Below are 14252 nucleotides of genomic sequence, written 5' to 3' on the forward strand. Positions count from 1 at the left end.
GCTAGCCATGACCATCACCATCACCCCCGCCGCCAGCGAACGCATGCGTCAGTTCCTCGCGCAGACGCCCGGCGCCGCCGGCGTGCGCTTCGGCGTGAAGCGCACCGGCTGTTCCGGCTTCGGCTACGTGGTGGACCTGGCCCAGTCAGTGGGTGAGGGTGACCGGTTGGTCAGCATCGACGGCGTGCCGCTCGTGGTGGACGACAAGAGCCTGCCGCTGGTGGACGGCACGGTGATTGACTTCCGGCGCCAGGGGCTCAACGCCAGCTTCGTGTTCCACAACCCCAACGCCACCGGCGAGTGCGGTTGCGGCGAGAGCTTCACGGTGGGCTGAGCGGGCCGGGACTTGCGCGCGTCCCTTGGCACGAGGTCAAACGGCGGCCATCCCCGGCCGCACTCCCCAGAAAATTCAGTCGCTTGCGGTCGATCCCGCGTTCCACGTACAATTCCGCTTCTGTCCACCCCGGAAGGGGCGCGACGGACACTTGCCTCACCGCACCTGCGGGAGGCTGCGAGGCCATTCCGGCCGCATCCACAAGGAGTCGAACCACGATGTCCCTGCGACATTACGAAGTCGTGTTTCTGGTCCACCCTGACCAGAGCGAGCAGGTCCCGGCGATGATCGAGCGCTACAAGGCGCTGATCGAGGCCGACGGCGGCAAGATCCACCGTCTGGAAGACTGGGGCCGCCGCCAGCTGGCCTATCCGATCGTCAACCTGGCCAAGGCGCACTACGTGCTGTTGAACATCGAAGTCGGCCAGAACGCGCTGAGCGAGCTGGAGTCGGGCTTCCGCTTCAACGACGCCGTGCTGCGCCACCTGGTCATCAAGCGCGACGCCGCCGACACCGAGCCGTCCTTCATCCTGAAGAGCAAGGAAAAGGATGATGCCCGTTCGTCGCGCCGCCGTGACGACGACGGCGACAGTCGCGACAACGACAGCGACAGCGAAGACTGAGAGGAATCACGACCATGTCCAAGTTTTTCCGCCGCCGCAAGTTCTGTCGCTTCACCGCGGAGAAGGTGAAGGAGATCGACTACAAGGATCTCAACACCCTGCGCCAGTACGTCACCGAGAACGGCAAGATCGTGCCGAGCCGCATCACCGGCACCAAGGCGCGCTACCAGCGCCAGCTGGCGACCGCGATCAAGCGCGCGCGCTTCCTCTCGCTGCTGCCGTACACCGACAACCACGACGTCTGATGCCCCGGCGCCCTCCTTCGACGGGAGGGCGCCGGAAGCACGACCTTCGGACAACCGTCCACGGCTGCGCCGGCCATCCCGGCGCTAACGAAAAGGAATACCCATGGAACTCATCCTTCTGCAGAAAGTGCGCAACCTCGGCGACCTTGGGGACAAGGTCAGCGTGAAGCCGGGCTACGGCCGCAACTTCCTGATCCCGCAGGGCAAGGCCGTGCGCGTGAACGCCGCCAACCTGGCCGCGTTCGAGCAGCGCCGTGCCGAGTACGAGGCACGTGCCACGAACGCGCTGAGCGAGGCCGAGGCCCGCAAGGCGAAGCTGGCCGATGTGTCGGTGACGATCGAGGCGCACGCCAGCCCCGAGGGCAAGCTGTACGGCTCGGTGGGTCCCCGCGACATCGCCGAGGCGCTGCATGCGATCGGCCACGAGGTCCACAAGGGCGAGGTCATCCTGGGCGAAGGCCCGCTGCGCAATACCGGCGAGTTCGAGGTGGCCATCCACCTGCACGCCGACGTGCAGACCAGCGTCAAGGTGATCGTGGTCGGCGAGAAGAAGTAACGCCGCCACTGCAGTCCTGCGAACGGGCGCCCTCGGGCGCCCGTTTGTTTTGGCCGGGTGGAAACGACGGCGGGGGAACAACCGGTTATCCCCAACTTTCCCCAGCTTTTCCACAGCTTTCCATCTCGACCCATGAGACGCTGCCGCGCATCATGTGGGTCTTGTCCGCCACCGTGCGTCGGCGCCTGCCGCGACCGCGGCCGGTTCGTCTTCCCCGAGGTAGCCCGATGTCCTTCGTGCCCGATCGCAAGCCTTCGTCGCCGGCTATCGAGGCGCTGCGCGTGCCGCCGCATTCCATCGACGCCGAGCAGGCTGTGCTGGGTGGCCTGATGCTGGCGCCGGACGCGCTGGACAAGGTGGCCGACCGCCTCGGCGAGGAGGATTTCTACCGCCGCGACCACCGCCTGATCTGGCGCGCGATCAACGAGCTGGCGAACAAGGGCATGCCTTGCGACGCGGTGACCCTGGGCGACTGGTTCGAGGCGAACGGCCTGGCCGAGATGGTGGGCGGCGCCAGCTACCTCATCGAACTTGCCAACGGCACGCCGAGTGCGGCGAACATAGCTGCGTATGCGGAGATCGTGCGCGAGAAGTCGGTGTTGCGCCAGTTGATCGACGCCGGCACCTCGATCACCGAGGACGGCTACCGCCCGGAGGGGAAGAGCGTGCACGAGGTGCTGGAAAGCGCCGAGCAGCGCGTGTTCCACATTGCAGAGTCCGGCGCGCGCGGCAAGAAGGATTCCGTCTCGATGCGCGAGGCGGTGAAGGACGCTTTCCGCCTGCTCACCGAACGCTACGAGAACCGCGGCCAGCTCACCGGCATCACCAGCGGCTTCAGCGATCTCGACAACCTCACTTCCGGCCTGCAGCCCTCCGACCTCATCATCGTGGCCGCGCGCCCCTCGATGGGCAAGACCGCGTTCGCGCTGAACATCGCCGAGAGCGCCGCGTTGCGGGCGAAGAAGGCGGTGGCGGTGTTCTCGATGGAAATGTCCGCCTCGCAGCTGGCGTTCCGCCTGATCTCCTCGGTGGGCCGGATCCACCAGCAGCACCTGCGCAACGGCGACCTGGCCGAGGAGGACTGGCCGCGCGTCTCCAACGCCATCGCGATCCTGTCCGAGGCGAAGATCTTCATCGACGACACGCCCGGCCTGTCGCCGGTGGAACTGCGCTCGCGGGCGCGCCGCCTGCACCGCGAACACGGTGGCCTGGGCCTGATCGTGATCGATTACCTGCAGCTGATGCAGGTGCCCGGAAACAAGGAGAACCGCGCCACCGAGATTTCAGAAATCTCGCGTTCACTGAAAGGGCTCGCCAAGGAACTCAACGTGCCGGTGATCGCCCTCTCGCAGTTGAACCGCTCGCTGGAACAGCGCGCCGACAAGCGGCCGATGATGTCCGACCTGCGCGAATCCGGCGCCATCGAGCAGGACGCCGACGTGATCATGTTCATCTACCGCGACGAGTACTACAACAAGGAATCGGCGGACAAGGGGCTGGCCGAGATCATCATCGGCAAGCAGCGCAACGGTCCCACCGACACGGTCAAGCTGACCTTCCTCGGCCACTACACCAAGTTCGAGAACTACGCCGCCGACTCGTTCGTGGGCGGCTTCGAGTGATCGCCCGGGACGCATGAGCCGCACCACCGTCGCCACCATCCATCTCGGCGCGCTGCGGCACAACCTCGCCCGCATCCAGGCGATGGCCGCGCCGGCGAGGGTGATGGCCGTGGTCAAGGCCGATGCCTACGGCCACGGCCTCGAGCGCGTGGCGCGCGCGCTGGACGCGGATGCCGAATGCTTTGCGGTGGCCGCGCTGGGCGACGGCCTGCGCCTGCGTGCGGCGGGGTATCGCCAGCGCATCGTGGTGCTGTCCGGCCCCGACCAGGCCGGCGACATCGCCGAGATGCAGCGGCTGGGACTGGAAGCGGCGGTGCATCACGAGTCGCAGCTGGCGTGGCTGTCCGAGGCCAGCGCCGCGCGCGGCCGCCTGCGCACATGGCTGAAGATAGACAGCGGCATGCACCGGCTGGGCTTCGCGCCCGAGCGAGTGGCCGCGGTGCACGCGCGGCTCGCCGCGCTGCCCGGCGTCGATCCGGAGATCGGCCTGCTCACGCACTTCGCCGAATCGGAGGTGTTCGAGGGCGATGTCACGCGGGCGCAGATCGCGCGCTTCAACCAAGCGACCCGCGGCCTGGACGGGCCGCGCTCGCTGTCCAACTCGGCCGCCGTGCTGGGCTGGCCGGAGGCCCGCGCCGACTGGGTGCGCACCGGCGGGCTGCTGTACGGACTTTCCGTGGTGGAGGGCAGGGGCGGTGGCGACTTCGGTTTCCGTCCCGCGATGACGCTCGCCACCCGGCTGATCGCGATCCACCGCATCGGCAAGGGTGAGCGCATCGGCTACAACGGCACCTGGACCTGCCCCGAGGACATGCCGGTGGGCGTGGCCGCGATCGGCTACGGCGATGGCTACCCGCGCAGCGCGGTAAGCGGCACGCCGGTGCTGGTGGGCGACCGGCGCGTGTCGCTGGTCGGCCGCGTGTCGATGGACCTGGTGACGCTGGATCTGCGCGAGGCGCCCCAGGCAAAGGTGGGCGACCGCGTCACCCTGTGGGGCGAGGGCCTGCCGGTGGAAGCCGTGGCGGCCAGTGCCGGCACGATCAGCTACGACCTCACCTGCGGCATGACACGGCGCGTGCTGTTCGTGGAGGACGAAGGCTGACGCTCCGCGGCGGCGACGCCGTCTCGTCCATTGCGATGGACGCCGGGTAGTCTTGGCTGCATCGTCTTTGCGCTCGCCCCATGAGCGTGGAGATCGGGAAGCGGTCATCCATCGCCGCACTGGTCATCAGCTTTTTGCGCTCGTCCCTGGGTGCGAAGATCAAGAAGCGGCTATCCATGGCCGCACTGTCCGTCACTTTTTGTGCTCGTCCGTGAGCGCAAAGATCAAGAAGCGGCCATCCATGGCCGCACTGTCCAATCGGGAGCTTTCGCATGGCCAAGGCCAAGACCGCCTACGTGTGCACCGACTGTGGCGCCGAGCATCCGAAGTGGCAGGGTTCCTGCGTGGAGTGCGGCGCATGGAACACGCTGTCCGAAATCGTGCTGCAGCCGGCGGTGAAGTCGGCGGGTGCGGCGCGCGGCGGCTACGCGGGCAAGGTGGCGGGCGCGCCGAAGGTGACCCCGCTCACCGAGGTGATGGCGACCGCCGAAGTGCGTTCGCAGACCGGCATCGGTGAGTTGGACCGCGTGCTGGGCGGCGGCCTGGTCGAAGGCTCGGTGGTGCTGGTGGGCGGCGACCCCGGCATCGGCAAGTCCACCCTGCTGCTGCAGATGCTGGGTACGCTGGGCGCCGAACTGCCCAGCGTCTACGTCACCGGCGAGGAATCGCTGGCCCAGGTGGCGGCGCGTGCACAGCGCCTCGGCCTGCCGCTGGCGCCGCTGCAGGCGCTGGCCGAGACCTGTATCGAGCGCATCCTGGAACAGGCCGTGGCGGCGCGGCCGCGCGTGCTGGTGATCGATTCGATCCAGACGATCTGGACCGAGCTGCTCACCGCGGCGCCGGGTTCGGTGTCGCAGGTGCGCGAATCGGCGGCCAAGCTCACCCGTTACGCCAAGGAAACCGGCACCAGCGTGTTCCTGGTCGGCCACGTCACCAAGGAGGGCGGCATCGCCGGTCCGCGCGTGCTGGAGCACATGGTGGACGCGGTGCTGTATTTCGAGGGCGAATCCGGCTCGCGCTTCCGCGTGCTGCGCGCGTTCAAGAACCGCTTCGGCGCGGTCAACGAGCTCGGCGTGTTCGCGATGGGCGACAAGGGCCTGCGCGAAGTGCCCAATCCCTCGGCGATCTTCCTCTCCGCGCATGCCGGCCCCACCCCGGGCAGCGCGGTGATGGTGACCCGCGAGGGCACCCGGCCGCTGCTGGTCGAGGTGCAGGCACTGGTGGACCAGTCCAGCCTGGGCAATCCGCGCCGCGTGGCGCTGGGCCTGGAGCAGAACCGCCTCGCGATGCTGCTGGCCGTGCTGCACCGGCATGGCGGCGTGGCCGCCTACGACCAGGACGTGTTCATCAACGTGGTGGGCGGCATCCGCGTTCAGGAGACCGCGGTGGATCTGCCGGCGCTGCTGGCGGTGCTGTCCTCGCTGCGCGACCGCCCGCTGCCGGAAAAAACCGTGGCCTTCGGCGAAGTGGGCCTGTCCGGCGAGATCCGCCCGGTGCCGAACGGCGAGGAACGCCTGAAGGAAGCCGCGCACCACGGCTTCCGCCGTGCCATCGTGCCCAAGGCGAACGCGCCGAAGTCCGGCCGCGTGGGCGAGCTGGAAGTGGTGGGGGTGGAACGGCTGGCGCAGGCGATCGACGCCTGCCGCTGAGCGCCGCGCGTCGACGGGAACGGGGTAGGAGCGCACCCTGTGCGCGAATGCTTTTGCTCTGACCGGTACCGGGCCATCGCGCACAGGGTGCGCTCCTGCAATCAACTCAAGGCAGGCTGGAAGGTGCGCACGAAAAAAAGCCGGCCAAGGCCGGCTTTTTCGTGACGCGCGGTGCGAGCGGCTTACGCCAGTTCGCGGATCTTCGCGTTCAGGCGGCTCTTGTGGCGGGCGGCCTTGTTCTTGTGGATCAGGCCGCGCGAGGCGTACCGGTCCATCACGGGCTGGGCGGCGGCGAAGGCTTCGACGGCGGCAGCCTTGTCCTTGGCCTCGATGGCCTTGACGACCTTCTTCAGCGCGGTGCGCACCATGGAACGGGCGCTGATGTTGCGCAGGCGGCGCTGCTCGGACTGGCGCGCGCGCTTCTTCGCGGACTTGATGTTGGCCAAGGTAGAACTCCCGAATCGCGGGTTGCAGGTTGGAGAAAGAACGAAATTATGCGGGTGATTCGCCCATGCGTCAAGCATTTAGATGGTTGCGGACAGGGCCTCGCCCGCGTTCGGCCACGATCCGGCGGTGATCTTGCCCGCGCCGGCTGGCAGACTGTGCGCCCATTGCCCGCCCGATGTCAGGATTCCCCACCGGATGAAGTCCCCCAGCATGTTCCGCGGGCTGCTCTCGTTCAGCAGCATGACGATGGTGTCGCGCGTGCTCGGGCTGGCCCGGGATGTGGCGATGAGCCATGTGTTCGGCGCCTCGGCCGCCACCGACGCCTTTGTCATCGCGTTCCGCATCCCCAATTTCATGCGGCGGCTGTTTGCCGAGGGCTCGTTCTCCACTGCCTTCGTGCCGGTGTTCACCGAGATCAAGGAGACCCGCGACCATGCCGAGCTGAAGGAGCTGACTGCGCGCGTGGCCGGCACCCTCGGTGGCGTACTGCTGCTGGTGGTGGCGCTGGGCATGCTGTTCTCGCCGCAACTCGCCATGGTGTTCGCGCCCGGCGCCGTGCACGAGCCGCACAAGTTCGCGCTGATCGTGGACCTCCTGCGGCTGACGTTCCCGTATCTGCTGTTCGTCTCGCTGACCGCCCTGGCGGGCGGCGCGCTGAACAGCTTCCACCGCTTCGGCCTGCCGGCGATGGCGCCGGTGATCCTCAACGTGTGCATGATCATGGGCGCGTTGTGGCTCGCGCCGCGGCTCGAAGTGCCGATCATGTCGCTGGGCTGGGCGGTGCTCGTGGCGGGCGTGCTGCAGCTGCTGTTCCTGCTGCCGGCGGTGCGCGGGCTGGATCTGCTGGCGCTGCCGCGCTGGGGCTGGCGGCATCCTGCGGTGCGGCGGATCATGAAGCTGATGATGCCGACCCTGTTCGGTGCCTCGGTGGGGCAGATCAACCTGTTGCTGGACACCATCCTGATCACCTTGCTGGTGACCGGTTCGCAGACCTGGATGTACCAGTCCACCCGCTTCCTGGAGCTGCCGCTGGGGGTGTTCGGCGTGGCGCTGGGCACGGTGATCCTGCCGGCGCTGTCGCGCCACCACGTGGGCACCGACCGCGCCGGCTTCTCGCGGGCACTGGACTGGGGCGTGCGCACCACGCTGCTGATCGCGGTGCCGGCGATGTGCGCGCTGTTGCTGCTGGCCGAACCGATGGTCAGCGCGTTCTTCCAGAACGGCCAGTACACCGTGTTCGACACGCGCATGACCACGCTCTCGACCATGGCGCTGAGTTGCGGCGTGCCGGCCTATGCGCTGGTGAAGGTGCTGCTGCCGGCGTTCTACTCGCGCCAGGACACCCGCACGCCGGTGCGCGCGGCAGTGGTGTCGCTGGTCAGCAACATGGTCTTCAACGTGCTGCTGGTAGCCCTGCTGTACCGGCTTTGGGCCACGCCGGCACAGCGTCAGGCCGGTTGGCTGGAAGGCATCGCCGATATTCCCGGGCTGCACGTGGGACTGGCGGCGGCGAGCGTGCTGTCCAACTACCTGCAGTTCGCCCAGCTCTGGTACTGGCTGAAGCGTGCCGGCGTGTACGACCCGCAGCCAGGCTGGCTGCGCCACTGGCTGCGGCTGGCGTTCGCCTGCGCGGTGATGGTGGCGGTACTGCTGGCCGGGCTGTGGCTGTGGCCGCACTGGACGGTAGTGCCGGTGCACACCCGTCTCTGGCACCTGGCGGTACTGGTGGTCGCGGGCGCCGCCGCCTATGCCGGCGGCCTGTTCGCCACCGGCTTTCGCTTGCGTGACCTGCGTGGAAGTTGATGCCGGCCCGATATACTGGCGCGATGACGAAACTTTCCCGCGATATCGCCGGCCCATGCCTGGCGCCCAACGGCAGCGTGGTGGCCGTGGGCGCGTTCGATGGCCTGCACCGGGGGCACCAGGCCTTGTTTGCGCAGGTGCTGCGCCGTGCACGGTCCCTGGGGAGCGTGCCGGCGGTGGTGACGTTCGAGCCGCTGCCGCGGACCTATTTCTCGTCCGCGCCGTTGCCCCGCCTTTCCAGCGTGCGCGAAAAGCTGCTCGGCTTTGCGGCGGCGGGTTTCGAGCAGGTGCACATGTTGCGCTTCAACGCCGGGCTGGCGGCGATGTCCGCCCCTGACTTCGTGCAGCGCGTACTGGTCGAGCGCCTGGCGGCCAGGGAGGTGTGGGTAGGCGCGGATTTCCGCTTCGGCCACAACCGCGGCGGCGATGTGGCGTTGCTGCGCGAGCTGGGCGAAAAGGCCGGCTTCGCCGGCTGCGTGATGCCGGCGATCCTGCTGGATGGCGCACGCGTCTCCGCCAGCCGCGTGCGCCAGTTGCTGGCGGCCGGCGAGTTCGCCGGCGCCGCCGGGTTGCTCGGCCGTCCCTTCGTGATCGAGGGCAAGGTGGAATACGGCAACCAGCTCGGCCGCACGCTGGGGTTCCCCACCGCCAACATCCACCTACGCGACCGGGTGAGCCCGGTGCAAGGCGTCTTCGCGGTGCGCGTGGGCCTGGGCGAGGGCGAATGCAGCTGGCCGGGCGTGGCCAGCCTGGGCGTGCGGCCCACGGTGAACCAGGTCAGCCAGCCCTTGCTGGAGGCGCACCTGTTCGATTTCGAGGGCAACCTCTACGGCCGGCGCATGGCGGTGGAGTTCGTCGCCAAGCTGCGCGAGGAGCAGAAATTCCACGACCTGGATGCACTAAAGGCGCAGATGGATCATGATGCGCGCTCGGCCCGGGAGATCCTGGGCATGAATCCGGTACTGGCCCGCGCATGAATTTCCGCGACACCGCCAACCTGCAACACCTGCCACGCTGCCGCGCGAACGCGACCGCGGCAATCATTATTATTTGAAGTCTCCGCCCGCAGCGCGTGCGCCTGCCGCCGCGCGCGGCGGGCGGCGGAATGGCGCCCCGGGCTCAGCCGGGCATCGGGGCGCGAAACGGCAAGGCCGCCGCAGGCGACCCCCACTGCAAGGCACCCGAACCGATGAGCAAGGATTACAAGAGCACCATCAACCTGCCGCAGACGGACTTCCCGATGCGCGGCGACCTGCCCAAGCGCGAGCCGGGCTGGCTGGCCGAGTGGGAGCAGGTGGGGCGCTACGCGCGGATCCAGGCGAAGACCGCCGGTCGCGACAAGGCTTTCGTGCTGCATGACGGGCCGCCCTACGCGAACGGTGCGATCCATATCGGCCACGCGGTCAACAAGATCCTCAAGGACATGGTGGTGCGCTCGAAGCTGCTGGCCGGCCATCGGGCACCCTATGTGCCGGGCTGGGATTGCCACGGCCTGCCGATCGAGATCGCGGTGGAAAAGCAGCACGGCAAGCCGGGCGAGAAGCTCGACGCCCGTGCGTTCCGCCAGAAGTGCCGCGAATACGCAGCCGAGCAGATCGACACCCAGCGCGCCGGCTTCAAGCGACTGGGCGTGCTGGGCGACTGGGAGAATCCCTACCGCACGATGGACTTCAAGTACGAGGCCGACATGGTGCGGGCGCTGTCGCGCATCGTCGCCAACGGCCACGTGGTGCGCGGCGCCAAGCCGGTGTACTGGTGCTTCGACTGCGGCTCGGCGCTGGCGGAGGCGGAGATCGAATACGGCGACAAGGTCTCGCCCGCGGTGGACGTAGCCTACGACGCAGTCGATGGCAAGGCGCTGGCGGCGACGTTCGGCGTCGATGCAGGCGACGCCATTGTCGCCGTGCCGATCTGGACCACCACGCCGTGGACGCTGCCGGAAAGCCAGGCGGTGTCGCTGGGCGCCGAACTCGAATACGCCCTGGCCGAAGGCCCGGCGCGCAACGGCAGGCGCGTGCTGCTGGTGATCGCCGCTGCGCTGGTGCAGAAGGCGCTGGCGCGCTACGGCATCGAGTCGGCCAAGGTGCTCGGCCACGCCACCGGCGCCATGCTCAATGGCGTGAAGCTGCGCCATCCGTTCTACGACCGCGTAGTGCCGGTGATCCTCGGCGAGCACGTCAGCGCCGAGGACGGCACCGGCGCGGTGCATACCTCGCCCGACCACGGCGTGGAGGACTTCGTGGTCGGCCGCGAAAACGGCATCGGCCTGCTCAACTACATCGGCGCGCGCGGCACCTACCGCGACGACACGCCCAAGGCGGGTCAGCTTGATGCCGGCGAGCTCGACCTGGCCGGCATGCACGTGTGGAAGGCCAACGACGCCATCGTCGAACTGCTGCGCGGGCGCGGCGTGCTGCTGGCCTACGCGAAGATCGAGCACAGCTACCCGAACTGCTGGCGCCACAAGACGCCGGTGATCTTCCGCGCCACGCCGCAGTGGTTCATCGGCATGGAACAGGCGGGCCTGCGCGCCACCGCGCTGAAGTCGATCAAGGACGTGCGCTGGGTGCCGGGCTGGGGCGAGGAGCGCATCGCCGGCATGGTGGCCGGCCGGCCGGACTGGTGCATCAGCCGCCAGCGCACCTGGGGCGTGCCGATCGCGCTGTTCGTGCACAAGGCCACGCAGGAGCCGCATCCCGATTCCGTCGCGCTGATGGAGCGGGTCGCGCAGCGCATGGAGCAGGGCGGCATCGACGCGTGGTATGACCTCGATCCCGCCGACCTGCTGGGCGACCAGGCCAGGGACTACGACAAGGTCACCGACGTGCTGGACGTGTGGTTCGATTCCGGCGTCACCCACTTCGGCGTGATCGGCCAGCGACCCGAGCTGCAGCAGGGCGACGCGCGCGAATACAAGGTGATGTACCTGGAAGGTTCGGACCAGCACCGCGGCTGGTTCCAGTCCTCGCTGCTCACCTCGGCGGCGATCCACGGCCGCGCGCCCTACGACGACGTGCTCACCCACGGCTTCACCGTGGACGCCTCCGGCCGCAAGATGTCCAAGTCGCTGGGCAACGTGGTGGCGCCGCAGAAGGTGATGGACACGCTGGGCGCCGACGTGCTGCGCCTGTGGGTGGCCTCGGCCGACTACCGCAACGAGATGAGCGTCTCCGACGAGATCCTGAAGCGCGTGTCGGACGGCTACCGCCGGCTGCGCAACACCGCGCGCTTCCTGCTCGGCAACCTCGACGGCTTCGACCCCGCGAAACACCTGGTCAAGGTGGAGGACAGCCCGCTGCTCGACCAGTGGGCGGTGCAGCAGGCGTTTGACGTGCAGCAGGCGGTGGTGGCCGCCTACGAGCGCTACGACTTCCCCGAGGTGGTGGCGCGCGTGCAGAACTTCTGCACCAACGAGATGGGCGCGCTGTACCTGGACATCACCAAGGACCGCCTCTACACCATGCCCACCGACAGCCACGGCCGGCGCAGCGCGCAGAGCGCGATGTACCGCATCGCCGAGGCGCTGGTGCGCTGGCTGGCGCCGATCCTGGCCTTCACCGCCGAGGAGATCTGGCAGGCGCTGCCGGGCCAGCGCGGCGAGAGCGTGCTGCTGGAAACCTGGTACGACGGCCTGGCCGCCACGCAGGCGTCACCCGGGCAGCGGCGCTGGTGGAGCGACCTGCTGGCGATCCGCGATACCGCCGCGCGCGTGCTCGAAGGCATGCGCAAGGCCGAGAAGATCGGCGCCGCGCTGGAGGCGAAGCTGGCGATCCACGCCGACGAAGCCACGGTGGCGCGCTACGCGCCGGCGATGGAGGAGCTGCGCTTCTTCTTCATCACCTCCGACGTGCGCCTGGACAAGGCCGGCGGCCAGCCGGACGACGCCGTGCTCACCGAGCTGGAAGGCGCCGACGTCTGGATCTCGGCCACGGTCAGCGAGGCCGCCAAGTGCGTGCGCTGCTGGCACCGCCGCGACGACGTGGGCAGCCATGCCGACCATCCGGAGCTGTGCGGGCGTTGCGTCGGCAACGTGGAAGGGCCGGGCGAGACACGGCGCTGGTTCTAACCTGAAACATCCCGTTCGCCCTGAGCGTAGGCCCGCAGGGCCGAAGTCGAAGGGGTATGGCGCGTGGCCCTTCGACTTCGCTGCGCTACGCTCAGGGTGAACGGCAATGAGCGGATGACCTTGGCTGAACTCATGACCACCAAACCCAACGCACTCCCCTGGCTGCTCCTCTCCGCCTTCGTCATCGTCCTCGATCAGCTCAGCAAATGGTGGGCGCTGGCGGCGCTGCAGCCTGCCGGCCTGCCGCATCCGGTGATCCCGGGCTTCCTCAACTGGACGTTGGCCTACAATCCCGGCGCCGCCTTCAGCTTCCTCGCCTGGGGCGACGGCTGGCAGCGCTGGTTCTTCGTGGCGCTGGCGCTGGTCATCGGCGCGGTGCTGGTTGCCTGGCTGGCGCGCACCGCGCGGCGCGACTGGCGCACCGCGCTGCCGCTTTCGCTGGTCATCGGCGGCGCGATCGGCAACTTGATCGACCGCCTGCACGCGGCCCAGGTCACCGACTTCATCGACGTGTACTTCCGCGACTGGCACTACCCCGTATTCAACCTCGCCGACTGCGGCATCACGGTGGGCGCGGTGCTGCTGGTGGCGTTTGGCCTGTTCGGCGGCAAGGGGCAAGGGGGCGTGCGATAATCACCGCTCGCCTGTAGGAGCGCAGCCTGTGCGCGAGTGTTCTGGCGTTTGATCGAACCCGAAACCATCGCGCACAAGGTGCGCTCCTACGCCGATCTTTTTTATCGGTGCATTCATGGATATCCTGCTCGCCAATCCCCGCGGTTTCTGCGCCGGTGTCGACCGCGCCATCGCCATCGTCGAACGGGCGCTGGAGTCGTACGGTGCGCCGATCTATGTGCGGCACGAGGTGGTGCACAACCGCTACGTGGTGGACAAGCTGCGCCACGACGGCGCGGTGTTCGTCGAGGAGCTGCACGAAGTGCCCGACGGCGCCACGGTGATCTTCAGCGCGCACGGTGTCTCGAAGGCCGTACGCGAAGAGGCCGAACAGCGTGATCTCAAGGTGTTCGACGCCACTTGCCCGCTGGTCACCAAGGTGCACATGGAAGTGGCGCGGCTGGGCCGCATCGGCCGCAGCGTGGTGCTGATCGGCCATGCCGGCCACCCCGAGGTGGAGGGCACCATGGGGCAGTGGAACCCCGCCAACCGTGGCGAGATCCTGCTGGTGGAATCGGTGGACGACGTGGCGGCGCTGGCGCCGAAGTTCCCGCACCTGCTGTCCTACGTCACCCAGACCACGCTGTCGGTGGACGACACCAAGGCGATCATCGCCGCGCTGCGCGGGAAGTTCACCGACATCGAGGGGCCGCGCAAGGACGACATCTGCTACGCCACGCAGAACCGCCAGGACGCCGTGCGCCGGCTCGCCGACGCGGTGGACCTGATGCTGGTGGTGGGCTCGGTCAACAGCTCCAACTCCAACCGCCTGCGCGAGCTGGCCGAGAAGCAGGGCGTGCGCTCGTTCCTGATCGACGGCGCCGAACACATCGAGCGCGCCTGGCTGGACGGCGTGGATCGCATCGGCCTCACCGCGGGCGCTTCCGCGCCCGAGAAACTGGTGCGCGACGTGATCGCCCGCCTGCAATCCTGGGGCGCCGGCGCGGTGCGCGAGCTGGACGGCGAAGCGGAAACCATCACCTTCGCCCTGCCGAAGGAACTGCGCGTGCTGGACGGCAGCCAGCCGGCCACCTGACGCGGCGCGCCTGACGGTGACAGGATTCGCCCAACCACCCCACCCAAACGCGGTCACCGGATCGTCGCGCCCGGGCCGCTGGCGCTGCCCATGCATT

Annotated in this window: 13 protein-coding genes; 12 read left to right on the forward strand and 1 reads right to left on the reverse strand. The window is 68.4% G+C overall.

The window, feature by feature from the left end:
- Positions 1–7: 7 nt before the first annotated feature.
- The 7 genes from AC2EWF_RS16170 to radA all read left to right on the forward strand — a co-directional run bounded on the left by AC2EWF_RS16170 (position 8) and on the right by radA (position 6131).
- Positions 8–334 carry a HesB/IscA family protein gene (locus tag AC2EWF_RS16170; protein WP_483640394.1) on the forward strand — a complete coding sequence of 109 codons (327 nt, stop codon included), beginning with the start codon at positions 8–10 and terminating at the stop codon, positions 332–334.
- A gap of 218 nt (positions 335–552) precedes the next feature.
- A complete protein-coding gene (gene rpsF, locus AC2EWF_RS16175) occupies positions 553–957 on the forward strand; it encodes a 30S ribosomal protein S6 (protein WP_483640395.1) in 405 nt (134 codons plus the stop codon).
- Between the two features lie 14 nt (positions 958–971).
- Complete coding sequence (gene rpsR, locus AC2EWF_RS16180) at positions 972–1202, forward strand: 30S ribosomal protein S18 (protein ID WP_077483437.1); 231 nt, start codon at positions 972–974, stop codon at positions 1200–1202.
- Positions 1203–1305: 103 nt separating this feature from the next.
- Complete coding sequence (gene rplI / locus AC2EWF_RS16185) at positions 1306–1758, forward strand: 50S ribosomal protein L9 (protein WP_483640396.1); 453 nt, start codon at positions 1306–1308, stop codon at positions 1756–1758.
- 227 nt (positions 1759–1985) lie between these two features.
- Positions 1986–3380: a replicative DNA helicase gene (locus tag AC2EWF_RS16190; protein WP_483640397.1), complete on the forward strand. Its 1395-nt coding sequence runs from the start codon at positions 1986–1988 to the stop codon at positions 3378–3380.
- Positions 3381–3393: 13 nt separating this feature from the next.
- A complete protein-coding gene (gene alr / locus AC2EWF_RS16195) occupies positions 3394–4482 on the forward strand; it encodes an alanine racemase (RefSeq protein WP_483640398.1) in 1089 nt (362 codons plus the stop codon).
- A 272-nt stretch (positions 4483–4754) separates the two neighbouring features.
- Positions 4755–6131, forward strand: a complete 1377-nt coding sequence (gene radA, locus AC2EWF_RS16200) for a DNA repair protein RadA (RefSeq protein WP_483640399.1) — start codon at positions 4755–4757, stop codon at positions 6129–6131.
- A gap of 182 nt (positions 6132–6313) precedes the next feature.
- Here the strand turns inward: radA and rpsT are convergent, their stop codons facing one another.
- Entirely contained in the window at positions 6314–6577 is a 264-nt protein-coding gene (rpsT, locus tag AC2EWF_RS16205) for a 30S ribosomal protein S20 (RefSeq protein ID WP_077483432.1), read from the reverse strand.
- Between the two features lie 211 nt (positions 6578–6788).
- Between rpsT and murJ the strand changes: the two genes are divergently transcribed.
- The 5 genes from murJ to ispH all read left to right on the forward strand — a co-directional run bounded on the left by murJ (position 6789) and on the right by ispH (position 14155).
- On the forward strand, positions 6789–8381 hold the full coding sequence (gene murJ, locus AC2EWF_RS16210; protein WP_483640456.1) for a murein biosynthesis integral membrane protein MurJ: 1593 nt from the start codon (positions 6789–6791) through the stop codon (positions 8379–8381).
- A gap of 23 nt (positions 8382–8404) precedes the next feature.
- A complete protein-coding gene (locus AC2EWF_RS16215) occupies positions 8405–9358 on the forward strand; it encodes a bifunctional riboflavin kinase/FAD synthetase (RefSeq protein ID WP_483640400.1) in 954 nt (317 codons plus the stop codon).
- 212 nt (positions 9359–9570) lie between these two features.
- Positions 9571–12447 (forward strand): isoleucine--tRNA ligase, encoded by a 2877-nt coding sequence (gene ileS, locus AC2EWF_RS16220; RefSeq protein WP_483640401.1) that lies wholly within the window; start codon positions 9571–9573, stop codon positions 12445–12447.
- Between the two features lie 132 nt (positions 12448–12579).
- Positions 12580–13080, forward strand: coding sequence for a signal peptidase II (gene lspA / locus AC2EWF_RS16225; RefSeq protein WP_483640402.1), 501 nt, complete (start codon positions 12580–12582; stop codon positions 13078–13080).
- A gap of 115 nt (positions 13081–13195) precedes the next feature.
- Positions 13196–14155, forward strand: a complete 960-nt coding sequence (gene ispH, locus AC2EWF_RS16230; protein WP_483640403.1) for a 4-hydroxy-3-methylbut-2-enyl diphosphate reductase — start codon at positions 13196–13198, stop codon at positions 14153–14155.
- The last annotated feature ends 97 nt before the right edge of the window (positions 14156–14252 follow it).

Source organism: Rhodanobacter sp. sgz306013, from assembly GCF_057031145.1.